At 65.5% G+C, this 23,842-nt stretch carries 22 protein-coding genes and 2 tRNA genes; 10 read left to right on the top strand and 14 right to left on the bottom strand.

The window, feature by feature from the left end:
- Window positions 1-63: 63 nt before the first annotated feature.
- The 3 genes from EDF58_RS18370 to EDF58_RS18360 all read right to left on the bottom strand — a co-directional run bounded on the left by EDF58_RS18370 (window position 64) and on the right by EDF58_RS18360 (window position 2,620).
- The gene (locus EDF58_RS18370) at window positions 64-2,292 is read right to left on the bottom strand and encodes a tetratricopeptide repeat protein (RefSeq protein ID WP_165921478.1); all 2,229 of its coding nucleotides are present in this window, start codon (window positions 2,290-2,292) and stop codon (window positions 64-66) included.
- A gap of 132 nt (window positions 2,293-2,424) precedes the next feature.
- Window positions 2,425-2,499: transfer RNA gene (locus tag EDF58_RS18365), tRNA-Gly, on the bottom strand.
- 46 nt (window positions 2,500-2,545) lie between these two features.
- Window positions 2,546-2,620 (bottom strand) — tRNA-Gly (locus tag EDF58_RS18360).
- A gap of 213 nt (window positions 2,621-2,833) precedes the next feature.
- Here EDF58_RS18360 and EDF58_RS18355 point away from each other — a divergent pair.
- Window positions 2,834-3,736, top strand: coding sequence for a tetratricopeptide repeat protein (locus tag EDF58_RS18355; RefSeq protein WP_132268733.1), 903 nt, complete (start codon window positions 2,834-2,836; stop codon window positions 3,734-3,736).
- A gap of 2 nt (window positions 3,737-3,738) precedes the next feature.
- The gene (locus EDF58_RS18350; protein ID WP_132268192.1) at window positions 3,739-4,347 is read left to right on the top strand and encodes an LON peptidase substrate-binding domain-containing protein; all 609 of its coding nucleotides are present in this window, start codon (window positions 3,739-3,741) and stop codon (window positions 4,345-4,347) included.
- Between the two features lie 70 nt (window positions 4,348-4,417).
- On the opposite strand, the gene EDF58_RS18345 is transcribed toward EDF58_RS18350, so the two are convergent.
- From EDF58_RS18345 to EDF58_RS18310, 8 genes are all read right to left on the bottom strand, one after another.
- Window positions 4,418-4,789: a hypothetical protein gene (locus EDF58_RS18345; protein ID WP_132268190.1), complete on the bottom strand. Its 372-nt coding sequence runs from the start codon at window positions 4,787-4,789 to the stop codon at window positions 4,418-4,420.
- A gap of 68 nt (window positions 4,790-4,857) precedes the next feature.
- Window positions 4,858-5,493 carry a MarC family protein gene (locus EDF58_RS18340; protein ID WP_132268188.1) on the bottom strand — a complete coding sequence of 212 codons (636 nt, stop codon included), beginning with the start codon at window positions 5,491-5,493 and terminating at the stop codon, window positions 4,858-4,860.
- A gap of 14 nt (window positions 5,494-5,507) precedes the next feature.
- The gene (locus EDF58_RS18335) at window positions 5,508-6,230 is read right to left on the bottom strand and encodes a hypothetical protein (protein ID WP_243654360.1); all 723 of its coding nucleotides are present in this window, start codon (window positions 6,228-6,230) and stop codon (window positions 5,508-5,510) included.
- The gene (gene folD, locus EDF58_RS18330; RefSeq protein WP_132268186.1) at window positions 6,227-7,138 is read right to left on the bottom strand and encodes a bifunctional methylenetetrahydrofolate dehydrogenase/methenyltetrahydrofolate cyclohydrolase FolD; all 912 of its coding nucleotides are present in this window, start codon (window positions 7,136-7,138) and stop codon (window positions 6,227-6,229) included. Before folD ends, EDF58_RS18335 begins: the two co-directional genes overlap by 4 nt.
- A gap of 1 nt (window position 7,139) precedes the next feature.
- The gene (locus tag EDF58_RS18325) at window positions 7,140-7,424 is read right to left on the bottom strand and encodes a YggT family protein (protein ID WP_132268184.1); all 285 of its coding nucleotides are present in this window, start codon (window positions 7,422-7,424) and stop codon (window positions 7,140-7,142) included.
- A gap of 186 nt (window positions 7,425-7,610) precedes the next feature.
- Window positions 7,611-8,162 (bottom strand): hypothetical protein, encoded by a 552-nt coding sequence (locus tag EDF58_RS18320; protein ID WP_132268182.1) that lies wholly within the window; start codon window positions 8,160-8,162, stop codon window positions 7,611-7,613.
- A gap of 111 nt (window positions 8,163-8,273) precedes the next feature.
- Entirely contained in the window at window positions 8,274-9,173 is a 900-nt protein-coding gene (gene argB / locus EDF58_RS18315) for an acetylglutamate kinase (protein WP_132268181.1), read from the bottom strand.
- 190 nt (window positions 9,174-9,363) lie between these two features.
- The gene (locus tag EDF58_RS18310) at window positions 9,364-10,041 is read right to left on the bottom strand and encodes a queuosine precursor transporter (protein WP_132268179.1); all 678 of its coding nucleotides are present in this window, start codon (window positions 10,039-10,041) and stop codon (window positions 9,364-9,366) included.
- A 103-nt stretch (window positions 10,042-10,144) separates the two neighbouring features.
- Here EDF58_RS18310 and EDF58_RS18305 point away from each other — a divergent pair, with 103 nt between their 5' ends.
- The 5 genes from EDF58_RS18305 (at window position 10,145) to EDF58_RS18285 (ending at window position 14,641) form a co-directional block, all read left to right on the top strand.
- A complete protein-coding gene (locus tag EDF58_RS18305) occupies window positions 10,145-11,485 on the top strand; it encodes a NupC/NupG family nucleoside CNT transporter (RefSeq protein ID WP_132268177.1) in 1,341 nt (446 codons plus the stop codon).
- Between the two features lie 180 nt (window positions 11,486-11,665).
- Window positions 11,666-13,084, top strand: a complete 1,419-nt coding sequence (gene tldD / locus EDF58_RS18300; RefSeq protein WP_132268175.1) for a metalloprotease TldD — start codon at window positions 11,666-11,668, stop codon at window positions 13,082-13,084.
- A 127-nt stretch (window positions 13,085-13,211) separates the two neighbouring features.
- A complete protein-coding gene (locus EDF58_RS18295) occupies window positions 13,212-13,622 on the top strand; it encodes a hypothetical protein (RefSeq protein ID WP_132268730.1) in 411 nt (136 codons plus the stop codon).
- A gap of 75 nt (window positions 13,623-13,697) precedes the next feature.
- On the top strand, window positions 13,698-14,099 hold the full coding sequence (locus EDF58_RS18290) for a DoxX family protein (protein WP_132268173.1): 402 nt from the start codon (window positions 13,698-13,700) through the stop codon (window positions 14,097-14,099).
- A gap of 50 nt (window positions 14,100-14,149) precedes the next feature.
- On the top strand, window positions 14,150-14,641 hold the full coding sequence (locus EDF58_RS18285; protein WP_132268171.1) for a methylated-DNA--[protein]-cysteine S-methyltransferase: 492 nt from the start codon (window positions 14,150-14,152) through the stop codon (window positions 14,639-14,641).
- Window positions 14,642-14,702: 61 nt separating this feature from the next.
- Here the strand turns inward: EDF58_RS18285 and guaA are convergent, their stop codons facing one another.
- Window positions 14,703-16,283, bottom strand: a complete 1,581-nt coding sequence (guaA, locus tag EDF58_RS18280) for a glutamine-hydrolyzing GMP synthase (protein WP_132268170.1) — start codon at window positions 16,281-16,283, stop codon at window positions 14,703-14,705.
- Window positions 16,284-16,816: 533 nt separating this feature from the next.
- Here guaA and gyrB point away from each other — a divergent pair.
- Both gyrB and EDF58_RS18270 read left to right on the top strand, forming a co-directional pair.
- Complete coding sequence (gene gyrB / locus EDF58_RS18275; protein WP_132268168.1) at window positions 16,817-19,384, top strand: DNA topoisomerase (ATP-hydrolyzing) subunit B; 2,568 nt, start codon at window positions 16,817-16,819, stop codon at window positions 19,382-19,384.
- A gap of 128 nt (window positions 19,385-19,512) precedes the next feature.
- On the top strand, window positions 19,513-20,109 hold the full coding sequence (locus tag EDF58_RS18270; RefSeq protein WP_132268166.1) for a lysozyme: 597 nt from the start codon (window positions 19,513-19,515) through the stop codon (window positions 20,107-20,109).
- 65 nt (window positions 20,110-20,174) lie between these two features.
- On the opposite strand, the gene EDF58_RS18265 is transcribed toward EDF58_RS18270, so the two are convergent.
- On the bottom strand, window positions 20,175-21,014 hold the full coding sequence (locus EDF58_RS18265) for an arginyltransferase (protein ID WP_132268164.1): 840 nt from the start codon (window positions 21,012-21,014) through the stop codon (window positions 20,175-20,177).
- Window positions 21,015-21,468: 454 nt separating this feature from the next.
- A complete protein-coding gene (locus EDF58_RS18260) occupies window positions 21,469-22,722 on the bottom strand; it encodes a threonine ammonia-lyase (protein ID WP_132268162.1) in 1,254 nt (417 codons plus the stop codon).
- A gap of 210 nt (window positions 22,723-22,932) precedes the next feature.
- Here EDF58_RS18260 and EDF58_RS18255 point away from each other — a divergent pair, with 210 nt between their 5' ends.
- On the top strand, window positions 22,933-23,829 hold the full coding sequence (locus tag EDF58_RS18255; RefSeq protein WP_132268160.1) for an NAD(P)-dependent oxidoreductase: 897 nt from the start codon (window positions 22,933-22,935) through the stop codon (window positions 23,827-23,829).
- Window positions 23,830-23,842: the final 13 nt, after the last annotated feature.

Raw genomic sequence — 23,842 nt, 5'->3', positions numbered from 1 at the left:
TTTAAGAGCGGGCATAGGGACGATATTCCAAGGGTCCGGGGAAGCATCCCCGGGGCTTTTCCTCTACTCGTCGACGTCGAAGTGATCCGGCAAAAGTCCGGCCAGGCGCCGCCGGTGCATTTCCTCGAAAGCCGCCTCCACCCGGCGTGTATAGACCGCGGTGCGAAACAGCGGCGCCGTCAGCCGGTTGGCGGCGAGGCGATCACGCAATGATCCAAGCGCGTCCGGGTCTCGCGCAAGGACCAGCGCCGCCGCCTCGTAGGCGTCCCGGTCCGGCACCGCCAGTTCCGAAAGGCCGACGGCATGGACGAGGCTGGCCGCCACCCGCGCGGCGAACTGGCGTCCGGCCATGGTGAGGACGGGCAGGCCGCCCCAAAGCGCGTCACTGGCCGTTGTATGGGCATTGACCGCGAAAGTATCGAGAAACAGATCGGCCAGCGCCAGGCGCCCGAGGTGCTCGCCATGCGGAACGCTTTCGGCAAAGACCAGCCGCGCCGGATCGATGCCGCGCGCCGCCGCCTCTCGGCGCAGGTTCTGCTCCGCCCAGGGATTGGAGCGCAGCAACCAGAGCACGCTGCCCTCCACGGCGCCGAGCAGCCGCATCCAGATCGAGAATGCGTCCGGCCCGATCTTGTAGGTATGGTTGAAGCAGCAGAACACGAACCCGTTTTCGGGCAGTCCCCAGGCCCTGCGCCCGCGCCGGTCCGGCACGATGATGCGGCGATCGTCGTTCGCCTGATAGCTATGCGGCAGCCGCACGATCTTCTCGGTGAACCAGACCTCCTGCCCGGGCCGCAGCGAAACGGCGTCGGCGATGAAGTAGTCCATGCAGGGATGGCCCAGGGTACCCGGATAGCCCATGTAGCTCACCTGCACCGGCGCCAGCCTGCGGCCGAACAGCGCCGTGCGCGTGCCGCGCGTATAGCCCTTGAGATCGACCGCGATATCCAGCCCGTCCGCCCTCGCCCTGTCGACGACAGCGGCATCGGCCAGGTGCCCGATCTCGATGAAGGCATCGACCTGCCCCCGCAAGGATGTGCGCGCCGCATCGCCTTCGCGGCGCGGGCCATAGCTGTAGAGGCGAATATCGAAGCGGCTGCGATCGTGCTCGCGAAACAAGCCGCTCATCAGGTACATCGTCGCGTGATCGTGAAAGTCCGCCGAGAAGTATCCGATACGGATGCGTCCATCGCAGGAAGGCGGCGGATCGGGAAAGCTCTGCGGCCCCTCCGTGAATTTCACCGCCGCGCAGGCCAGCGAGCGGCGATACTGGTAGCCGGGGTCGTCCACGAAAGGCAGCGCCGCGAAAGGCTGCACCGCCGCGGCCGAAGGACTGTCCGTCAGGGCGAACTCGGCCCGGCGGCGCCAGTCGCAGATGTGCGCTTCCTCGAACAGGGCCTGCAGAAGCGCTGAGCGGTCGTCGGGAACGAGCGTCCAGGCCTTGCGGAAAGCCGCGATGGCGTCCGGCAACGCGCCCTTCAGCACCAGCGCCTTGCCGCGATTGACCATCGCCTGCGTACCGGCAGGCTCGGCCTCCAAGGCACGGTCGTAGGCAGCGAGAGCCTCGTCCAGGCGGTCCATCAGCAGCAGTTCCCCGCCCATGTTGTTCCAGGCCAGGGCATGACCCGGCCGCAGCGCGACCGCACGGCGATAGGCGGCGACCGCCTCTTCCCGCGCCCCGCGCTTCGCAAGCAGGTTGCCCAGATTGTAGTGTGCCTCGGTATAGCCGGGATCGAGCGCCACCGTCCGCGCCAGTTCCTCTTCGGCCTCGTCCCACCGCGCCTGCGCGTCGAACAGATTCGCCAGGTTGAAGCGCGCATCGGCATAGTCCGGGTGGCGCGCGATCACCGCGCGGTAGATTTCTTCCGCCTCGGCCGACCGATTCTGGCGGCGCAGCGTCACGGCCAGGTTGTTGCGGCAGGCGGCGGCATCCGGGTCCAGTGCTATGGCGCGCCGAAAAGCGGCTTCGGCCTCGGGCAGGATACCCAGCGCCAGCAGCGCCGCGCCTTGCAGGTTGTGGACGGTGAAGCTCTGCGGAAAGACGCCTGCCAGTCGGGCGCCCTCCCTGGCGGCTTCGTCCATGCGGTCGGAACGATAGGCGGAGACCATCGCCGCGAGTTCGCAGGGGGCCGGGTCAGCTTGCGCCGCATCCAGCGCGTGAAGCGCCGCGCGTGCCCGACCGTTGCGTGGAAACCGATCCAGCGCCTCGCGGTAGAGCGCGCGGGCGGTCTCGGTCTCGCCCCGCCTGGCCGCGCCTTTGGCCTTGATCAGCAGTGCTTCCAATCCGCCCACGTTTCCCTCCGCCGATTGCAGCGGACGGGGTTAGGCGAACAGGGTTCACGCCGGATAAGCGCGCGATTAGGGACATCCACCTGGTGTGGATGGTCGCGATCTGGAATGTCTGGATTTCCACCGAAGGAAAACTGGAGCGGGCGAAGGGATTCGAACCCTCGACCCCAACCTTGGCAAGGTTGTGCTCTACCCCTGAGCTACGCCCGCTCTGGCGTTTGGAGACTTCCGGCTAACCGGAAATCCCTATGTGAACTGGAGCGGGCGAAGGGATTCGAACCCTCGACCCCAACCTTGGCAAGGTTGTGCTCTACCCCTGAGCTACGCCCGCTCTGACGTTCAAGACCTGCTGGAGTAACCGGCAGGTCCGGGGTGGAGGCGCGCCACTAGCAGTGCCTTTTGAGGGCCGCAAGAGGAAAATCGAAAGAATTTTCAGAAGCCCCGCAGAACCACACCTAACTGGACATGAACCCTTCACAAATCCGTCCCGAAGGACGATCTAGGGTGCCATTCGTTTTTCACGGGAGCACGTATCTTGGCCAGCATGGGTCTCAACCTCGACGAACAGAAAGCGGTCGACCGGTTCCGCAAGACGGTAGCCGAACCGTCGATGACGCAGTTGGTGATCCTCGATTTCTGGGCCGAATGGTGCGGCCCCTGCAAGGCGCTGACGCCGGTGCTGGAGAAGGTCGCCGCGGAATATGCCGACAAGGGCGTGATCCTTGCCAAAGTGAACGTCGATGAAGAGCAGTTCATCGCCTCGCAGTTCCAGGTGCGCTCGATCCCCACGGTCTATGCGATTTTCCAGGGGCAGCCGGTGGCAGACCTCACCAATGCCCGCACCGAATCGCAGCTCAAGCAGACGCTGGACCAGCTTCTGACCCAGCTTCCCATCCAGCCGGACGGCGCGGAGCCGCAGCAGGATCTCGCGCCGCTGATCGCCATGGGCGAGGAAGCCCTGGCCGGAGGCGACGGCGAACGCGCTGCCGCCATCTTCATGCAGATCCTCGAAATGGCACCGGACAATGGCGAAGTGCTCGCCGGGTTCGTGCGGGCACTGGTGCTCGCCGGTCGCCTTGACGAGGCCGAGCAGGTTCTCGCCAGCCTCGAACCGGAACTGGCGGCCGACCCGCAAGTCGAACGCGCCCGCACTGCGCTTGCCCTTGCCAAGGACAAGCCCGAGGACAGCGAACTCGCCGCCCTGCGCGCTGCCGCCGCCGAGCGCCCGGCCGACATGGAAGCGCAGCTTGCGTTCGCCAACGCCGCCTTCGCCGCGGGTGAGCGCGACGCGGCCGCCGATACGCTGCTGCGCATGGTCGCTGCCGACCGCGAATGGAACGAAGGTGCCGCGCGCGCCAAGCTGCTCCAGATCTTCGATGTCACCGGCCTCGAAGATCCCTGGGTTTCCGCCACCCGCCGCAAGCTCTCCACCGTGCTGTTCGGCTGACGGTGGCGCGAATCACCATCTTTCCGCTCCCGGGAGCGGTGCTCTATCCGGGGCTGCAATTGCCGCTCCATATCTTCGAGCCCCGCTACCGGGCGATGGTGAGCGACGCCCTGGCGCGAGATCGCCGCATCGGCATGATCCAGCCGCAGCGCCCGGCCGAAGGCGCCCCGCTGTTTTCAGTGGGCTGCCTTGGCCGCATCGGCGATGTCGAGGCACTGGAAGACGGCCGCTTCAATATCGTGCTCACCGGCGAATCGCGTTTTCGCCTGCTGCGCGAACTGGATGTGCCGACCCCGTTCCGCCAGGTCGAAGCCGAACTCCTTGCGGAACGCGACGACGAAGTGCTCGCCCCGATCGAGCGCGCCAGCTTCGAGCGGGAAGCCAAGCGCTTCGCAGATGCCCAGGGCTATGCGGTGGACTGGGACCAGGTCGGGCGGCTCGACGATCAGTCGCTGATCAACGGCGTCTCGCAGATCGCGCCTTTCGATGCCGCGGCCAAGCAGGCCCTGCTGGAGGCGGAAACCCTGCCGCTCCGCTGCGAACTGCTGGTGCAACTGATGCAGTTCTTCGGCCGCCACTCGGACGACGATGACGCCGTGACCCTGCAGTAGGGGTTAAAGCAGCGCCCACGCGTCCCGGTTCTGCCTGCCCCCGGCGATCGGCCCCGCTCGAAAGCGTGCCCTAGCGCTTGTCTTTACCGGGTAACCTGGCCTGACTCTCCAGCACGCGGGAGCGCATGTAGAGTTCGTCCGCTTCGCGCGGCGACATACCGTCGCTGCCGTAGCGTTCCGCCAGGGAGCCGATCTGCCGCTGTTCCTTGCGCAGACCCTTGGCTTCCTGCTTCGAGAGACGACCCGACTCCCGCCCCTCGCGAATGGCCTGGTCCGCCTTGCGCAAGTCTATGCGGTAACTAGCCTCGTCGGCGGTCTGCCGGGCCGCGTCAGGGGAGGCGGTGCCGGGCCTCGGCGCCGGGGGACCGACGATCTGCGCCTCGGCAATGGACGCGGCCAGAAGCAGCGCTCCAGCGAAACCGGCAGACAGCAAGCGGAGCATCGCACCCTCCTTTTGCGGCAGAGAAGGGCAAGACTGCCCTCAGGCGCTGAACCCGCGATGAATTCGCCTTATTGCAGTAGGACCGTCTTCACCCCGTCGATCACATATTGCGCCGCCAGCGCCGCCAGCAGCACGCCCAGCAGCCGCGTGATGACGGCTTCGACTTTGTCTCCCAGCACCCGCATGAGCGGTCCGGCAGCGGCCAGGGCGGCGAAGCTCAGCAGCATGACCGCCACCATGGCGGCCAGGATCGCCATGGTCTGCTCCGCCCCGTGCGCGCGGGACGTGAGCAGCATGATCGTCGCGATCGATCCCGGCCCGGCCAGCATCGGCATGGCCATCGGGAAGACCGAGACGTCGTCGATCTCAGGCGTCTCGGCATTGTGAGCGATGATCTTCTCGGCCCGCTCCTCGCGGCGCTGGGTGCGCTTTTCGAAGACCATGTCGATGGCGATCATGAACAGCATGATGCCGCCGGCGATGCGGAAAGCGTTCAGCTCGATGTGGAGCGCGCCGAGCAGGCGGGCGCCGAACAGCGCGAAGACCACCAGGATGGCGCTGGCGATCATGCAGGCGCGTGCCGCCATGGAGATCGCCTGCGAACGGCTGGCGTCGGCCGAAAGTCCCGCATAGATCGGCGCGCAGCCGGGGGGATCGATCACCACGAAGAGCGTGACGAAGGCACTGAGGAAGACTTCATACATGCCGTTCGTTGCCCCTAGTTCCGGTCTTTCGGCGCGGCCACTTCGCTGCGCAGCACTTCGGTCATCGCCCCGTTCTTCTTCATCGATACGGCCAGCCAGCGCGAGTGATCGGCTTCGACATGGTAACGCCACGTCAAGGTGCCGTCCTTCGAGCGCCCCCGGCCGTCCATGCCGGGCGCGGTCTTTTCGCGGTCCCGCTCGACCAGCAGCTCGTCGCCCGGTCCGCCGGCACAATCGGCAACGGATGCCGAGAGCATTTCCGGTTCCTTGAGCGGCTGCGCAAGCGCATCCCCCTGGTCGAGAACCCAGCGATAGTCGCCTTTCTTGCGCTGCTGCCAGATCGTCGTGAAATAGCCCACCGTGCCATCGGGCTGCTGCCAGGCGCCCTTGGTCACGCCCATGGTGCCGTCGCAGCTCATCCAGACCTGATGGGCCTGCCACTGCACCGGCGCCGCCGGCTCCTTGCGGCCGCTGAGCCATTCCTTGGCGCGGACCGGTTCCGGCACGAACATCACCGCTTCATCGTCGGCGAATTCGTCGAAGGCCTTCCATTGGCCCTTCTCGCGCGCCGTTCGCGCGAAAGCGATTTCGGCGGCGACAAGGGCGCTGGGATTGGCCGTGCCGTTACCCGGCGCATATTCCGGTCGGCGCCGGGCATCGGCCGGGCCGGCGGCCAGCGCGAAGAGCGCCAGCCCGCCGGCGACAGCGGCCAGGACCCGGGCCGGCGGCCGGTTCAAAGGGCGCTCTCGTCCAGCGCCAGGCCCGCGCTGCGGTGCGCGGCGACGATCGTGTTGCGCAGCAGGACGGCAATGGTCATCGGACCGACCCCGCCGGGAACCGGGGTGATCGCTCCAGCAACCTCGGCCGCCGAAGCGAAGTCCACATCGCCCACCAGCCGGGTCTTGCCTTCCTCGGCACCCTGGTCGGTACGGGGAACGCGGTTGATACCCACGTCGATCACGGTGGCGCCGGGCTTGATCCAGTCGCCCTTGACCATCTCGGGACGGCCGACCGCCGCCACCACGATGTCGGCCCGGCGCACCACATCGGCCAGATCCTTCGTGCGGCTATGCGCCACGGTGACGGTGCAGCTTTCCGCGATCAGCAACTGCGCCATCGGCTTGCCGACGATGTTGGAGCGACCGATCACCACGGCATCCAGGCCCGAAAGCGAGCCGAGCCGGTCCTTCAGCAGCATCACGCAGCCCAGCGGCGTGCAAGGCACGAAGCCCGGCAGCCCGGTGGCGAGACGCCCGACATTGACGACGTGGAAACCGTCCACGTCCTTGTCGGGATTGATCGTGGCAATGACCTTTTGCTCGTTCATGTGCGCGGGCAGCGGCAGCTGGACGAGGATGCCGTCCACCGCCGGATCGGCATTGAGCTGCTCGACCACGGCCAGCAGGTCGGCCTCGGACGCGTCTGCAGGCAGCTTGTGCTCGAAGCTTTCCATGCCCGCCGCCACGGTCTGCTTGCCCTTGTTGCGGACATAGACCTGGCTGGCCGGGTCTTCGCCCACCAGCACGACCGCGAGGCCCGCCTTGCGGCCGGCCTTAGCCTCGAAATCGGCCGCGACGGCGGCGATGCGGGTGCGCAGGCCCTCGGCGAAAGCCTTGCCGTCGATGATTCTGGTGTCTGCGCTCATATCAGGCGTACGCCATCGGCTGGAGGATCATGATGAGGACGTTGAGACCGATGATCAGCACCATCGGCGAAAAGTCGATCCCGCCGGTATTGGGCATGATGCGCCGGATCGGGCTGAGGATCGGATCGAGCAGCGCATTGAGCGCGCGCCAGATCGCCTCGACGAACCGATTGTGCAGGTTGACCACGTTGAAGGCGATCAGCAGGCCCAGCACGAACTGCACGAGCACGAGGGTCGTCAGGATCTGGACGAGGTAGATAAGGGCGTTGATCACACCGCCGAGCATGGGCGTGGGGCCTTTCTGAGGAATGGAGCGTCCGCCTGATAGCCGAGGCGGGGGGCGGGGAGCAAGCGCAGGAGAGGACCGGAAGGTCCGAGCAATGCTCGGTTACAGAGCAAGGGGCCGAAAGCCCGGCGAACCCCGCCTGCCGCGGCCTCTCGGCCGGGCGCCTGCGGGATTTGCTGCGAGAGATTACCGGGTGACGGTCGACATCCGTTCGATGCGCCAGTTGAGCTGTTGCTCGCTGGCACCCGGCAAGTCGTTGATACGGCGCAGCACGATGCTGCCGCGGCGCGAGGGGCGGCCATCTGCGAAGTCCAGCACCACCGGCGCCTCGTAATAGAGCGTACCGGCGGCATTGCTGCTGTCGCCGCGGCCCAGCGCGATGCGCGGGCCGGCATCGCCGCCGAATTCCTCGGCCAGGCGGCTGGGCGTCATCTGCGCATCGAGCGTCCAGGCCTTGGCGGCATCGTCCCAGTCGCCGATGCGCAGGGCATTGACGTAGTAGCGCAGGAGACGTTCGGGATCGCGGCGTTCGCCCAGCGCGGTCTGGTCGAGCTGGGCTGCAAGGCCATTGGTGGCCGCTGCGGTGGCATCGCCGGAAGGTTCTTCGCTGGCAGCGATCGCCTCGCTCGCAGCGCTGGTCGGATCGCTGCTGGATTCGGCCACCGGCTCGCCATTGCAGGCCGCAAGCAGGAGGGTGATGGCCGAAACGGCGCCGGCGATGACGAGGGTATTACGCATGTGGCTCGAAGTGCCTTTCAGCCCGATAGTTCCTCTTTGCAGTTCTGGCCCAACCTGAACAGACCGAACCTGAACAGTTTTGGGCCTGAACAGATTTGAGCCGGAGCGAAATCAGCCTGCGCGGATCAGCGTTCCGGCGCCTTCCTGCGTGAATATTTCCAGCAGCATGGCATGCGAAACCCGCCCGTCAAGCACGACAGCCGCCTCGCAGCCGGCCTCGACCGCGTGGATGCAGGTTTCCAGCTTGGGGATCATGCCGCCGGAAATGGTGCCGTTGCGCTGCAGGTGGACAATGTCGGCCGGGGTCAGGTCGGTCAGCAGCTCGCCCTGCTTGTCGAGCACGCCGCGCACGTCGGTGAGCAGGAACAGGCGCGAGGCCCCCAGCGCTGCAGCCACGGCACCGGCCATGGTGTCGGCATTGATATTGTAGGTCTGCCCGTCTTCGCCCGGGGCGATCGGCGCGATCACCGGGATCATGCCGGCCGAGGAAATCGTCTCGATCACGCTGATGTCGATATGGGCCGGTTCGCCCACGAAGCCGAGGTCGACGACACGCTCGATATTGCTGTCGGGGTCCTTGGCGGTGCGCTGCACCTTGCTGGCGGTGACGAGGCCGCCGTCCTTGCCGGAAATGCCCATGGCCTTGCCGCCGGCCTGCGCGATCCAGCCGACGATTTCCTTGTTGATCACGCCCGAGAGGACCATTTCGGCCACTTGCGCGGTCTGCTTGTCCGTGACGCGAAGCCCGTCGACGAAGCGCGATTCCACGCCCATGGTCTTGAGCATGGCGCCGATCTGCGGGCCGCCGCCGTGGACGACCACCGGGTTGATCCCCACCGCCTTGAGCAGGACCACGTCTTCCGCGAAATCGCGCGCCAGTTCGGGGTCGCCCATGGCATGGCCGCCGTACTTCACGACGAACGTGCGACCGGCATAACGCTGCAGGTAGGGCAGCGCATCGACGAGCGTCTCGGCTTTCGAGAGCATGGCGGGATCGTGCGGAATCGGCATGGGCCGCTATTAGACCCCTGCGTCAGGAATTAAACCCCAATTTCGGGGAAAAACGACCGATTATTTCGCTCCCGCCCCGTCGGTTGCCTGTCCGACCTTACGGCCGTGCAAAACGGGCTCTCGCCCGCCTCGTTCCCCCAACAACGACTTGCGCCGCTGCTGACAGAATGCGCCCGAAGCGGATTTCAGGTCAGACGCCGTCCAGCTTGCGGCCCAGCTTCACGAAGAGCCAGATGAACGGGGGCACCATGATCGTCGAGAGCACCAGCTTGGCGATGATCTGCCCGCCCATGATGTCCCAGATCGGCAGGACCCCGGCGAAGGAGATCGTGATGAAGATCAGCGTGTCCACCACTTGCGACAGCAAGCTCGCGATCCAGGCGCGCATCATCAGCATACGCCCTTCGCGACCGGCCGAAAGGCGCGAGAACACGGTGACGTTCAGCGTCTGCGACACGCCGTAGGACACCAGCCCGGCAAACTGCATGCGCGCGCCCTGCCCCAGGAGGCGGGCATAGGCTTCCTGATCGTCCCAGAACGGGGCAGCCGGGACGACGTGGATCACCAGCGTAAGCAGCGTCATCGACACGATCAGCGGGATGAAGCCGAACCGGACCAGCCGGTTGGCGACTGCCGTGCCGTGCAATTCGGCCACCGCACTCGACAGCACCACCAGCAGCAGAAACGCGAAAATCCCCGATTCGACGGCCAGGTCGCCGAAGACCGGCCAATGTCCGAGATAGGCGATCTTGATGCCCAGAACGCCCGCCAGGACGACCAGTCCGCCATAGAGCGTGGAGAACACGAACATCGAGCGGGGAATGGCGATGGCGCGGGATTGCGCGCTTGCAGGGGCTTGCGGTTCCATGACGATGCTCTAACGGGCGCGGAACAATTGCACTAGCCGTCATGGATGCGCGCCTCTAGGTTTGCGCACAGATTCAGCACGTATTTTCGGAGAAACGGGGACGATGCACGTCGCCTACAGTCTGCTCGGCATCGTTCTCATCATGGCCGTCGCCTTTCTGCTCTCCACCAACCGCCGGGCGATCCGTCTGCGCGTGGTGGGCGCGGCCTTCGCGCTGCAGGCGGGCCTGGCGGCGCTCGTGCTCTACGTTCCTTTCGGCAAGGACCTGCTTGGCGGCGCGGCGGCCGGCGTCGAAAGCCTGCTCGGCTATGCCCACGCGGGCGTCGACTTCCTGTTCGGCCCGCTCGCCAGCCCCGAGATCGGCGGCCACAGCTTCGCCATCTCGGCCCTGCCGGTAATCATCTTCTTCGCCTCGCTGATCTCGATCCTCTATTATCTCAAGATCATGCCGCTGGTGGTGCGCTGGATCGGCGGCGGGCTGGAGAAGCTGACCGGCATCAGCAAGGTGGAGAGCCTCTGCGCGGCCTCGAACATCTTCGTCGGGCAGAGCGAAGCTCCCTTGGTGATCCGCCCCTACCTGGCCAATCTCAATCCCTCGCAGCTGTTCTGCGTGATGAGCGTCGGCCTGGCCGGCGTGGCCGGCACGATCCTGGCCGCCTATGCCTCGATGGGCATCCGTATCGACTACCTGGTCGCCGCCGCCTTCATGTCGGCGCCGGGCGGCATCTTCATGGCCAAGATGATCATGCCCGATCCCCGCCCCGGACAGGTCCAGACCATCGCGGGCGAAGAGCTTGCCGTTCACGAGAGCACCCTGCCCCCCGCCGGTGCCGCTGCCGCCGCGCTCAACCGCGCCGACGTGACCCACTTGCCCGGCGTCCACGTCGATGAGCCGGAAGCGCTCGAGCACGAGGAAGAAAAGCCCGCCAACATCATCATGGCCGCCTCGCAAGGCGCCCAGACCGGCGTGAAGCTGGCCGTGGCCGTCGGCGCCATGGTGCTGGCCTTCGTGGCGCTGATCGCGCTGGCCAACGGCCTTGTCGGCTGGATCGGCGGGCTGTTCGGCTTCAGCGGCGTGACCTTCCAGGGCCTGCTCGGCTACATCTTCGCGCCGGTATTCTACCTGCTCGCCGTGCCGGACTGGAACGAGGCCATGCAGGCCGGCAGCCTGTTCGGCAGCAAGATCGTACTCAACGAATTCGTCGCCTTCATCGACCTCGGCCAGATGACGGCGCTCAGCCCGCGCACCGTGGCCGTCGTCACCTTCGCGCTTTGCGGCTTCGCGAACTTCTCCTCTATCGCCATCCAGATGGCCGTCACCGGCAGCCTCGCCCCCAATCAGCGCCCGATCATCGCCCGGCTCGGCGTGCGCGCGCTCTGCGCAGGCAGCCTCTCGAACCTGATGAGCGCGGCACTGGCCGGCCTGTTCCTCGGCCTGAGCTGAGAGTTTTTGTCCGGGCTCACGCCCGGAAGCGGCACCGGCCCACGCCCCCACCCGACCTCCCATCAGGATATACGAGTGGGAGGTCGGGTGGGGGCGTGGGCCGGTGCCGCGAGCCATTCGCGGAGGCGAATGGCGTACCAAACAATTGCCTCCAGCCGCGCGGCGCCTATATCGGGGGGCATGACCATGACCGATCCGCGCTCGCTCCTCTATCGCCAGCTTTCGCCCGAGGACGCCCAGGCCCTCGCCGCCGAGACCTTGCGCAATTGCGAAGACGGCGAACTCTACATGCAGTTCATGGCCACCGAGGCCTTCGGCTTCGATGACGGCCGCCTGAAAACCGCCGACTATTCGCGCGATGCGGGCTTCGGCCTGCGCGGCGTCACAGGCGAGATGACCGGCTTCGCCCACGCCAACGAGATTTCCCCCGCCGCCATCCGCCGCGCAGGCGAGACGCTGCAATTGCTGGACCCGGCAGGCGCCGTGCGCGCCGCGCCGCCGCAGAAGAGCAACCGCCACCTCTATACCCATGTCTCGCCGCTCGACCTTGTGCCGTTCGAGGAAAAGGTGAAGCTGCTGGAGACCATCGACGCCGCCGCGCGCGCACGCGATCCCCGCGTTTCGCAAGTCAGTGCCAGTCTCACCGGCCAGTGGTCGGTCATCGAAATCGTCCGTCCCGACGGCTTCATCGCCACCGACGTGCGCCCGCTGGTGCGCCTCAGCGTCTCGATCGTCGCGGAAAGCAACGGCCGCCGCGAAACCGGCTCCTTCGGCATGGGCGGCCGCCATCTCTACGACGCGCTGTTCGACCCGGCCAACTGGAACCGCGCCATCGATACCGCGCTGAACCAGGCGCTGGTCAACCTTGAAAGCGTCGACGCCCCGGCGGGCGAGATGACCGTGCTGCTCGCACCCGGCTGGCCCGGCGTGATCCTCCACGAAGCCGTCGGCCACGGCCTGGAGGGCGACTTCAACCGCAAGGGCACCTCGGCCTTCGCGGGCCGCATCGGCGAGCGCGTGGCCGCACCCGGCGTCACCATCGTCGATGACGGTTCGATCGCCGACCGCCGTGGTTCGCTCTCGATCGACGACGAAGGCACGCCCACGCAGGAGACGGTGCTGATCGAGGACGGCATTCTCAAGGGCTACATGCAGGACCGCATGAACGCGCGCCTGATGGGCGTCGATCCCACCGGCAACGGCCGCCGCGAGAACTACGCCCACGCCCCGCAAGTCCGCATGACCAATACTTTCATGAAGGCCGGCAACGACGATCCCGCCGAACTGCTGTCGCGCATGAAGAACGGCATCTTCGTGAAATCGATGGGCGGCGGCCAGGTCGACATCGTTTCGGGCAAGTTCGTGTTCTCGTGCAACGAGGCCTACAAAGTGGAGAACGGCAAGCTCGGCGCGCCGATCAAGGGCGCCACGCTGATCGGCGACGGCCCCTCGGTGCTGACCCGTGTCACCGGCATCGGCAATGACCTCGAACTCGACCGCGGCGTCGGCGTCTGCGGCAAGGGCGGCCAGAGCGTGCCGGCGGGCGTCGGCCAGCCCACCCTGCTCATCGAGGGCATCACCGTGGGCGGTACGGCGTAACCGCCGTACATACCTGTCGTCCTAAGGAAATCCCCGGGTTTACGCCTGCCAGGCTTCAGCCCATGTTCAGACGAAACGTGGCATAAGCGCGATCTAGGGTTGGGAAAGTGAGGTAGAGACCATGTCACTGAAGCATGTCGTCGGCGCCACGCTGATCGCGGCCAGCCTGCTGGCCGCGCCCACCGTGTTCGCACGAGAAAAACTGACCGGCGAACAGCAACTCGCCAAGATCCTCGATGGCCGTGTCGCCGGAAAACCGGTGACGTGCATCCCGCTGAACCAGGCGCAAAGCACGCAGATCATCGACAAGACCGCGATCGTCTACCGCGTGGGCAGCACCTATTACGTGAATCGCCCCACCAACGCCGATCGGCTCGATTCGGACAATATCCTGGTGACGAAGCTCTATTCGAGCCAGCTCTGCCGTCTCGACACAGTGCAATTGCGCGATCGGACCACGCCCAGCATGTGGAACGGTTTCGTCGGCCTTCAGGACTTCGTGCCTTATACGAAGCCGAAAACCACGTCTGCCAAGTAACCGAAAAGAGAAGTTCCGCGAAATGGGCGGCTGCGGAAACGTCCGTGGCCGCCTGATGCGTCTTGGAGCGGGCACCTGACGCGCCGGACCATCTCGATCTGGATTCTCGGCCTGCTCTATGGCGCGGCGGGAATTCTGCACCTCGCGCTGCCCGGACCGTTCGTCGCCATCGTTCCGCCTTGGGTGCCCGCCCCGGCCCTGGTAGTCGTCCTCACCGGAATTGCCGAGATCCTGGGTGCAATCGGCATGCTGCAACCGGTTTCGCCCGCGCTGCGCCAGGCTGCTGGCTGGGGCCTTGCCGCCTATGCCCTCTGCGTCTGGCCCGCCAACTTGCAGCATATGCTGATCGACCTCGCCCACCCCGGTCGCGGCCTGCCCCTCGCTTACCATGTCCCGCGCCTTGCCCTGCAGCCGGTGCTGATCTGGTGGCCACTGTGGGCCGGGGGCGTGACGGACTGGCCCTGGCGGCGGCGCTGACCTAATCTTCCGCTCCCGCCTTGCCGCGCCCATCCCAGGAGACTCGCTTCATGGCGCTCGCCCGAAGCACAATGCCCTCGCCCATCGGCGAACTCACCCTGATCGCCAGCGACGCCGGCCTCGTCGCCGTGCTCTGGGAGAACGACAACCCGGCCCGCGTCCGCCTGGAAGCGACCGAGGATGCCCACGACCATCCCGTCATCACGGCGGCCAAGGCCCAACTCGGCGACTATTTTGCGGGCGAACGGGAAGTGTTCGACCTCCCGCTCGATTTCCGCGGCACGGATTTCCAGAAAAGCGTCTGGGCCCAACTGCTCGCGATACCATTCGGCGAGACGCGCAGTTACGGCCAGATCGCATCCGCGCTTGGAAATCCGGGAGGCAGCCGGGCGGTAGGCGCGGCGAACGGCCGCAACCCGATCTCGATCATCGCCCCGTGCCACCGCGTCGTCGGCGCCAACGGCACCCTCACCGGTTTCGCCGGCGGCCTTGAGGCCAAAGCCTTCCTGCTGAGACTGGAAGGCCCCCGCACCCTGCTCTGAAACGAAAAGGGCCGGCACCCTGCAGGATACCGGCCCTTCGAACCTCAGCGCTTTCGCGCGATCATTCCCACTCGATCGTGCCGGGCGGCTTCGAGGTGTAGTCGTAGACGACGCGGTTGATGCCCTTCACCTCGTTGATTATGCGGGTGGCCACGCGCGAGAGGAAGGCGGAGTCGAACGGGTAGATGTCCGCGGTCATGCCGTCGGTCGAGGTGACCGCGCGCAGGGCGCAGACGTTGTCGTACGTGCGGCCGTCACCCATTACACCCACGGTCTTGACCGGCAGCAGCACCGCGAAGGCCTGCCAGATCGCGTCGTAGAGACCCGCGTTGCGGATTTCCTCAAGGTAGATCGCATCGGCCTTGCGCAGGATGTCGCAGCGTTCGCGCGTCACTTCGCCGGGAATGCGGATCGCCAGGCCCGGCCCGGGGAACGGATGGCGACCGACGAAGATGTCGGGCAGGCCCAGTTCGCGGCCCAGCACGCGGACTTCGTCCTTGAACAGTTCGCGCAGCGGCTCGACGAGCTTCATGTTCATGCGCTCGGGCAGGCCGCCGACGTTGTGGTGGCTCTTGATCGTCACCGAAGGGCCGCCGGTGAACGAGACCGATTCGATCACGTCCGGATAGAGCGTGCCCTGCGCCAGGAACTCGGCGCCGCCGATCTTCTTCGCTTCGTCCTCGAAGACGTCGATGAAGGTCTTGCCGATGAACTTGCGCTTGGCCTCGGGGTCGGTCACGCCGGCCAGGCCGTTCAGGAACAACGTCGAGGCATCGACGTGGACCAGCGGGATATTGTAGTGGCCGCGGAACAGGCTGACGACCTGCTCGGCCTCACCCATGCGCAGGATGCCGCCGTCAACGAAGACGCAGGTCAGCTGGTCGCCGATCGCCTCATGGATCAGCAGCGCCGCAACCGCCGAATCGACGCCGCCCGAAAGGCCGCAGATCACGCGCTTGTCACCGACCTGGGCGCGGATTTCGTCGATCTTGGTCTTGCGGAATTCCGCCATGGTCCAGTCGCCGGCAAGGCCGCAGACGTGGCGCACGAAGTTCTTCAGCAGCTTGCCGCCGTCGGGCGTGTGCACGACTTCGGGGTGGAACTGCATCGCGTAGATGCGCTTCTCGTCGTTGGCGATCACCGCGAAAGGCGCGCCTTCGCTCGAGGCGACCGGGCGGAAGCCGGGGGCCAGGCTGGTCACCTTGTCGCCGTGGCTCATCCACACCTGGTGCTTTTCGCCCTTGGACCACAGCCCATCGAACAGCGCGCAGTCGTCACCGATCTCGATGAAGGCGCGGCCGAATTCGCCCGAATCGCCGGAAAGCACTTCGCCGCCAAGCTGGTGCATCAGCGACTGCTGGCCGTAGCAGATGCCCAGCATCGGCAGGCCGCTTTCGAGAATCTCGTCCGGAATGCGCGGTCCGTTGTCATCGAGCACCGAGGCCGGCGAGCCCGAGAGAATGACGCCTGCCGGTTTCATGCGGGCGAAAGCTTCCTTCGCGGCATTGAAAGGGGCGATCTCGGAATAGACGCCGGCTTCGCGCACGCGGCGGGCGATAAGCTGGGTCACCTGACTGCCGAAGTCGACGATCAGGATGGAATCGGACGGCTGTGAAGTCTGGCCAGAAGTCTGATTAGTCATGGGCGGCCACTATAGCGGGACAGTGCAGGTGTCCAGTATCCGCGGGCGCCCCCGCGCCATTTTGACCCATCCGCTCGCCGCCGCACGCAATTGCAAAACATGCAAGCAATATTGTTTCTTTCGACGTTGTGAAAATTCCAAGAACGCCTATCTCGCACCTGCAGCATGACGACGAGAAGCGCCATGCATGCGACAAAAAACAGAACAAGAAGTTTGCAGGAGCAATTCCATGACCATCGTCGAAAAGACGTTCGGTTTCGCTGCAGCGCTGGGTGTGAGCGCTCTGGCATTTGCCGTCACCCTCATCTGAGGCCGGCATTTCCGACAAGACAGAAGGGCGGCCCATGTGGCCGCCTTTTTTGTTGCCTGCCCAGCAGGGGCGCCTTCCGTCTCTCGTGAGCGGGGTGCAACTTTTCGCAACTCAGCGCTGTCTGGCGGCGGAGCGGCGCAAGCGGCTCCGTCTCTTGTGGAAAAGCCCCGAGGCGGACCCGGTTTTGCTTGGGTTTGCGCCCGTCAAACCCTATATGCTCGCCATGGCAAGCACCGAAGATAACACGCCCGCGACCGCAGCCGCCGATGCCAACGTTTCCGACAGCGGCAAGAACCAGAACAGCTACGGCGCGGATTCGATCAAGGTCCTCAAGGGACTCGACGCGGTCCGCAAGCGTCCGGGCATGTACATCGGCGATACCGACGATGGCTCGGGCCTGCACCACATGGTCTTCGAAGTTTCGGACAATGCCATCGACGAGGCACTGGCAGGTCATTGCGACCTCGTGCTGATCGAACTCAACGCCGACGGATCGGTGTCGGTGGAAGATAACGGCCGTGGCATTCCCACCGGCATTCATGCCGAGGAAGGCGTCTCGGCTGCCGAAGTCATCATGACCCAGCTTCACGCGGGCGGTAAATTCGAGAACACCTCCGACGACAACGCCTACAAGGTCTCCGGCGGCCTGCACGGCGTCGGCGTCTCGGTGGTCAACGCCCTGTCCGAATGGCTGGAACTCACGATCTGGCGCGAGGGCCAGGAACATTGGATGAAGTTCGCCCATGGCGACGCCGTGGCCCCGCTGGAAGTGCGCGGCGTGGCCCCCAAGGTCAGCGACAATCCGGACGACAACGGCTTCAAGAAGGGCACGCGCGTGACCTTCCTGGCCTCGACCGACACGTTCAAGAACGTCACCGAATTCGATTTCGACAAGCTGGAGCACCGCTACCGCGAGCTGGCCTTCCTCAATTCCGGCGTGCGCATCAAGCTGCGCGACAACCGCCATGAGGAAGCGATCGAGCACGACCTCTATTACGAGGGCGGCATCGGCGCTTTCGTGAAGTATCTCGATCGCAACAAGCAGGCGCTGATGCCCGAACCGATTGCCATCGGCGCGGACAAGGACGGCATCGGCATGGAAGTCGCTCTGGAATGGAACGATTCCTACTACGAGAACGTGCTCTGCTTCACCAACAACATCCCGCAGCGTGACGGCGGCACCCACCTTGCCGCGTTCCGCGCCGCACTGACGCGCACGCTCAACGGCTACGCAGAGCGTTCGGGCCTGCTCAAGAAGGAAAAGGTCTCGCTATCGGGCGAGGATATGCGCGAAGGCCTGACCGCGATCGTTTCGGTCAAGCTGCCCGATCCCAAGTTCTCGTCGCAGACCAAGGACAAGCTGGTCAGCTCGGAAGTGCGCCAGCCGCTCGAAGCGCTCATGGCCGACAAGATGAGCGAATGGCTGGAGGAAAACCCAGGCCACGCCAAGACCATCATCCAGAAGGTGGTAGACGCCGCCGCCGCGCGCGAAGCCGCCAAGCGCGCCCGCGAACTCACGCGCCGCAAGGGCGCGATGGACATCGCCTCCTTGCCGGGCAAGCTGGCCGACTGCCAGGAGCGCGATCCCAGCAAGTGCGAACTGTTCCTGGTCGAGGGTGACTCCGCAGGCGGCTCCGCAAAGCAGGGGCGCGACCGCAAGATCCAGGCGATCCTGCCGCTGAAGGGCAAGATCCTCAACGTCGAGCGCGCACGGTTCGACCGCATCATTTCCTCGAAGGAAGTCGGCACGCTGATCCAGGCCATGGGCACGGGCATCCGCGACGACTTCAACCTGGAAAAGCTGCGCTACCACAAGATCGTCATCATGACCGACGCCGACGTCGACGGCGCGCATATCCGTACTCTGCTGCTGACGTTCTTCCACCGCCAGATGCCCGACATCATCCGCGCCGGTCACCTCTTCATCGCCCAGCCGCCGCTCTACAAGGTCGCCAAGGGCCGCAGCGAAGTCTACCTGAAGGACAACGCCGCGCTCGACCGCTATCTGGTCGAAGCCGGGCTGGCCGGCCGCGTGCTGGAAAGCAGCGGCGGCGCGCGCATGGGTTCGGACCTCGAAGCTCTGGTCGAACATGCGATCCGCATGCGCAACATCATGGCCTTCGTTCCCCGCCGCTTCGATCCGGTCATCATCGAGGCCCTGGCGATCGCCGGTGCGCTCGCACCCGATCTTTCGGCGCCCGATCGCACGGCCGCATTGAGCCGTGCCGCCGGCTGGCTCGATCGCGGCGACCCGGAAGCGCGCTGGACCGCGCGCCTCACCGAAGCCGGCAACCTCGAGATCGAGCGTCTCTGGCGCGGCGTCACCGATCATCACAAGATCGAGGCCGGCTTCATCGCCAGTGCCGAAGCCCGCAAGCTCGCCCGCATCGCCGCTGAAAATGCCGAAGTCTACGCGGCCACCGCGCGCCTCGTGCGCGCGGGCACCGAGACGGTGGAAGTCGAAGCCGTCGAAGGCGACGAGGACGCACCCGCGACTCGCCCGGTCGCAGGCGGCGATACGATCAGCCGTCCTTCGCAGCTGCTTGACGCCGTGCTGGCCACCGGCCGCAAGGGCCTGTCCATCCAGCGCTACAAGGGCCTTGGCGAGATGAACGCCGATCAGCTTTGGGAAACCACGCTGGATCCGGAAAACCGCGCCCTGCTGCAGGTGAAGGTCGAAGACGCCGACGTCACCGACGAAATCTTCACCCGCCTGATGGGCGACGTGGTGGAACCGCGCCGCGACTTCATTCAGGAAAACGCGCTGAACGTTGCCAACCTCGACGTTTGAGCGGGCCGAAAAACGGGCCTGAAATCAGGGGCATCGAGTAGGGAAACGGTTCTCGGAAAAAAACCGTTTTCCTACAGCCCTGCATCCGCCTTACTTGATCGGCCTTTCCCTCAAACAAGGAGAGGCCGATGTTTCATCGCAAGCCGATTTTCGACGAAGTTCGCCTTCTGCTCGGGCGCGGATTCACCTCCGGCGAAGTCGCCGCGCTCGATCGCGCCATCGACAATGCACTGGTCCAGGACGGCGAGCCCCTGCCGGCCGGCCACACGCTCGGGTCTGCCGGTCGAACCTTGATCCAAAACTGGGAAGGCTGCGCGAAACGCCGCGCCGACGGCCTGTTCGAAGCCTATCCCGATCCCGGCAGCCAAGACGGCAGGCCCTGGACGATCGGCTGGGACTCCACCGGCGCGGACATCGGGCCGGACACGGTCTGGACCCAGGCCCAGTGCGATGCCCGCTTCGACCGCGAAATCACCCGATACGTCCAGGAGGTCGTCGCCGCCATCGGCGATGCGGCAACTTCGCCGCATCAGTTCGATGCCCTGACGTCCTTTCACTACAACACCGGCGCCATCGCCGATGCCACGCTGACGAAGCTGCACCGTGAGGGCCGCTTTGCCGAAGCGGCGGCGCAGTTCGGGAAATGGATCTACAATGACGGCAAAGTGCTGGAAGGCCTGAAGCGGCGGCGCGCCGAAGAAGCGGCGCTTTATCTGACGCCGTGACGGGAAGACGGCCGGCCCCGGCACCGGCCGTCGATTCGGCTGGCGCGGTGTACGAAACCGGCGGCTTACCGTGTGATGGAGGGCACGCCGTCCTTGCGCGCGCCTTCGTTCACAGCGTCGCGGCTGCGGGGATTGGCGACGGCGGCGGCGATCAGGCGATCGTGCTCCACCGGCGCGATACGCTCCCACCCCGCGCGGCCCAATTTCTCCATGGGACGGAAGCGGACCTTGTACTGCATGCGCGGCGCGCCTTCGACCCAGTAGCCTAGGTAGACATAGGCCAGCCCCATCTCCGTCGCGCGCTGGATGTGGTCGAGGATGATGTAAGTGCCCAGCCCCTGACGTCCTTCGTGATGCGGATCGTAGAAGCTGTAGATCATCGAAAGACCGTCGCACTGGCGGTCCGTCAGGCAGGCGCCCACCAATCGGCCGGGTGTGACGCCGTCATCCGAGGGCTCGCGATATTCGATCACGTAGCTGGTGACCGGGGTATGCTCCACCATGTCCGCGAAATCGACTTCATCCATCGCCGTCATGCCGCCTTCCGGATGGCGGACGGCGAGATAGCGCTGAAGCAGGTCGAACTGCTCGCTGGTGGACCAAGGGCGGCACACGGTGGCGACAAGGTCTGCATTGCGCTTGACCAGGCGCTTCTGCGTGCCGGACGGCGCAAATTCCTCTGCCACGACACGCACCGAGACGCATGCGTTGCAATCCAGGCAGGAGGGGCGATAGGCCACGGTCTGGCTGCGCCGGAACCCGATGCGGCCCAGCGCATCGTTGAGGGAATCGGCGTGCGGCCCCTTGAGTTCGGTAAAGACCTTCCGCTCGCTGCGACCCGGCAGATAGGGGCATGGCGCCGGGCTGGTCACGAAGAACCGGGGAAAACGAACGGGTGCCGTCACGGACGAAACTTATCCTCTAGCCTGCTGGAAGCCCACCGCGACGCCGGCGAAGTTTCCGTGTTAGCCTTGAATATGCATAGGGCTTGCGCCGGTTGAAAGCGTTTTAACCACGAAAGGAGCCCGACCCGTATCGGAATCGGGACCAACTGGGTGGCGATTTCGTCCGGTTGTCCCGGATTGGTTCTTTCTTCCGGATGAAGGTTAGCAGATTTGACGCGCGCCGTTAACGCCTGACCTGCGGCGATTCAGGCGTGTGCCCCCTACTCCTTTCAGCCCTGCACGCAAGGCCGCGCCTTATTCCCTTATAGAGGAACGGGAAGCCTTGCGGTGCAGACCCGAATCGGCCCCCGAATCCGGCCCGAGCGGAAGGCCGGTCGAAACCGCCCGCCCGCTGCCGGTCCGCTTCCCTACCGATCTGCATTCCTGCCGAGTCGCCCCGGCGGCAGAGTACGGTCTATTCGGTTTCGACCTGCTTCACTTCGTAGCCTTCGCGCCGCAGCGCGGCCACGAGGGCATCGAGTTGGTCCTTGTCGCGCGCCTCGCACTCGATCTCGGTGACCAGGCCCTTGGCCGGCAAGTGCGTGAAGATGCGCTGGTGGAAGACTTCGATGATGTTCACGTTGTGCTCGTGGAACACCTTGGCGACCTTGAACAGCGCGCCGGCGCGGTCCTGCAGGCCGATGCGCAGGCGGGCAAGGCGGCCGGAACGGGCCAGATCGCGCAAGAGCACGTTAGCCAGCAGACGCGTGTCGATATTGCCGCCCGAAAGCACGATGCCGACCTTGCGGCCCGCGAACAGCTCGCGATTCGCCATGACCGCGGCCAGGCCGGTGGCGCCCGCGCCCTCGACAAGGGTCTTTTCGATCTGCAGCAGCAGCGCGAGCGCGCTTTCGATGCCCGATTCGCTGACGAGCAGGAACTCGTCCAGCAAGTCGCGCAGGACCGAGGACGTGAACTGCCCCGGCGAGAATACGGCGATACCCTCTGCCAGCGTATCCCCGCCGATGGGCAGGCTGGTGCCCTTCAGCAGGTTGTACATCGAGGGATAGAGCTGCGCTTCCACGCCGACGAGGCGGATGTCCGGGTTGATCGCCCGCGCTGCCGTGCCCATGCCGGTGGCCAGCCCGCCGCCCCCGATCGGCAGGACAAGCGTGTCCAGGTCCGGCACGTCCTCCAGCATCTCCAGCGCCACGGTGCCCTGCCCCGCCGCGACGTGCGGATGGTCAAAGGGGTGGATGAAGGTCAGGCCCAGTTCCGTTTCCAGCTTGCGGGCATGAGCATAGGCCTCGTCGAAGCTTTCGCCTTCCAGCACGACCTTGCCGCCCACGCTCTCCGTCTGCATGACTTTCACGGTCGGCGTCGTGCGCGGCATGACGATGGTGACGGGCACGCCGAGCCGGGTGCCGTGATACGACAGGCCCTGCGCATGGTTGCCGGCCGAAGCGGCGATCACGCCGCGCGACTTGCGCGCCTCATCCAGGAGGAGAAGGGCATTGAGAGCGCCGCGTTCCTTGTAGGCGGCAGTGAACTGGAGGTTTTCGAACTTGAGCCAGATCTCGGCGCCCGTGATCGCGCTGAGCGTCGTGGAATAGAGCGTCGGCGTGCGGACGATCTTGCCCATAATGCGCTCCGCGGCCGCACGAATGTCTTCGGCAGTCAGCGTGGCCACTTCGGGCTCCGCAGCGATCTTGAGCAATGGCTGTTCCATGGTGGCCGCGGGTAAAGGAAAGCGTGCCGAATGGAAAGCCGCGCGATAGGAAAAATTCTCGCTTTCGATGGACGCTGTAATATTGTTGTCCAAAATCCCTTTGCCGCCGAAGCCTTCCCCCGCCGCGCTGCCCGAAGACTGCGCCGGAACGAACAGATTTCCCTGCCGCTTGCGGTTTGCTTTCGTGCAAAAAGCGCTAGAACGCTTGCCATGAGCGAAAAACGCAAGGTTTCCTTCATCGGCCTGGGTGTCATGGGCGGCGCAATCGCGCGGCATATCGCCTTGGCCGGTCACGAACTCACCATCTTCAACCGCTCTCCCGAGCGGGCACACAAGTGGTCGCAGGACAACCCCGGCCTTGCCCATCGCATCGCCGCCAACCCGGCCCACGCCGCGCAGGATGCCGATGTGGTCATCACCTGCGTCGGCAATGACGACGATCTTTCCGAAGTCGTGCTCGGCCCCAACGGCGTGTTCCGCATGCTGAAGAAGGGCGGCGTCTTCATCGACCACACCACCGTTTCCGCCCGTATCGCCCGCCAGATTTCGGTCGAGGCGCGGGACCTTCGCATCCACTGCGTCGATGCGCCGATGACGGGATCGCAGATCGGTGCCGAGAAAGGCACGCTCACCCTGATGTGCGGCGGCCGCGATGAGGCGATAGAGGCGGCTCATCCGGTGATGGAGGCCTATTCCACCCGCATCGTCCATGTCGGCAAGGCCGGCTCCGGCCAGATCGCCAAGATGGCCAACCAGATCTGCATCGCCGGCAATGTTGCCGCGCTGGCGGAAGCGGTGCGCTTCGCCCAGGCCTCGCACCTCGACATGGACAAAGTCTACGAGGCGATCTCGGGCGGCGCTGCCCAGTCCTGGCAGATGGACAACCGCTGGCAGACGATGAACGAGGACAAGTTCGACTTCGGCTTCGCGATCGACTGGATGCGCAAGGATCTGGGCCTCAGCCTGGACGAAGGGCGCGGCCTTGGCGTCTCGCTGCCCGTGGCCGCGCTGATCGACCAGTTCTTCGCGGACATCCAGGCGCAAGGCGGCGGCCGCCTCGACACCAGCGCCATCATCAAGCGCCTCCCCAAGAAGGGTATCAAGTGAATTCCAAAACCGG

Source organism: Novosphingobium sp. PhB57, from assembly GCF_004342985.1.
Classification (GTDB): Bacteria; Pseudomonadota; Alphaproteobacteria; order Sphingomonadales; family Sphingomonadaceae; genus Novosphingobium.
This window is presented reverse-complemented; position numbering and strand designations above follow the sequence as displayed.

Coding starts and splice junctions, on each gene's coding strand:
- gyrB (WP_132268168.1), top strand. CDS start 16,817: ATGGCAAGCACCGAAGATAACACGCCCGCGACCGCAGCCGCCGATGCC.
- EDF58_RS18255 (WP_132268160.1), top strand. CDS start 22,933: ATGAGCGAAAAACGCAAGGTTTCCTTCATCGGCCTGGGTGTCATGGGC.
- EDF58_RS18325 (WP_132268184.1), bottom strand. CDS start 7,424: ATGCTCGGCGGTGTGATCAACGCCCTTATCTACCTCGTCCAGATCCTG.
- guaA (WP_132268170.1), bottom strand. CDS start 16,283: ATGACTAATCAGACTTCTGGCCAGACTTCACAGCCGTCCGATTCCATC.
- EDF58_RS18270 (WP_132268166.1), top strand. CDS start 19,513: ATGTTTCATCGCAAGCCGATTTTCGACGAAGTTCGCCTTCTGCTCGGG.
- EDF58_RS18285 (WP_132268171.1), top strand. CDS start 14,150: ATGGCGCTCGCCCGAAGCACAATGCCCTCGCCCATCGGCGAACTCACC.
- argB (WP_132268181.1), bottom strand. CDS start 9,173: ATGCCGATTCCGCACGATCCCGCCATGCTCTCGAAAGCCGAGACGCTC.
- EDF58_RS18345 (WP_132268190.1), bottom strand. CDS start 4,789: ATGCTCCGCTTGCTGTCTGCCGGTTTCGCTGGAGCGCTGCTTCTGGCC.
- tldD (WP_132268175.1), top strand. CDS start 11,666: ATGACCATGACCGATCCGCGCTCGCTCCTCTATCGCCAGCTTTCGCCC.
- EDF58_RS18305 (WP_132268177.1), top strand. CDS start 10,145: ATGCACGTCGCCTACAGTCTGCTCGGCATCGTTCTCATCATGGCCGTC.
- folD (WP_132268186.1), bottom strand. CDS start 7,138: ATGAGCGCAGACACCAGAATCATCGACGGCAAGGCTTTCGCCGAGGGC.
- EDF58_RS18340 (WP_132268188.1), bottom strand. CDS start 5,493: ATGTATGAAGTCTTCCTCAGTGCCTTCGTCACGCTCTTCGTGGTGATC.
- EDF58_RS18260 (WP_132268162.1), bottom strand. CDS start 22,722: ATGGAACAGCCATTGCTCAAGATCGCTGCGGAGCCCGAAGTGGCCACG.
- EDF58_RS18355 (WP_132268733.1), top strand. CDS start 2,834: ATGGGTCTCAACCTCGACGAACAGAAAGCGGTCGACCGGTTCCGCAAG.
- EDF58_RS18310 (WP_132268179.1), bottom strand. CDS start 10,041: ATGGAACCGCAAGCCCCTGCAAGCGCGCAATCCCGCGCCATCGCCATT.
- EDF58_RS18320 (WP_132268182.1), bottom strand. CDS start 8,162: ATGCGTAATACCCTCGTCATCGCCGGCGCCGTTTCGGCCATCACCCTC.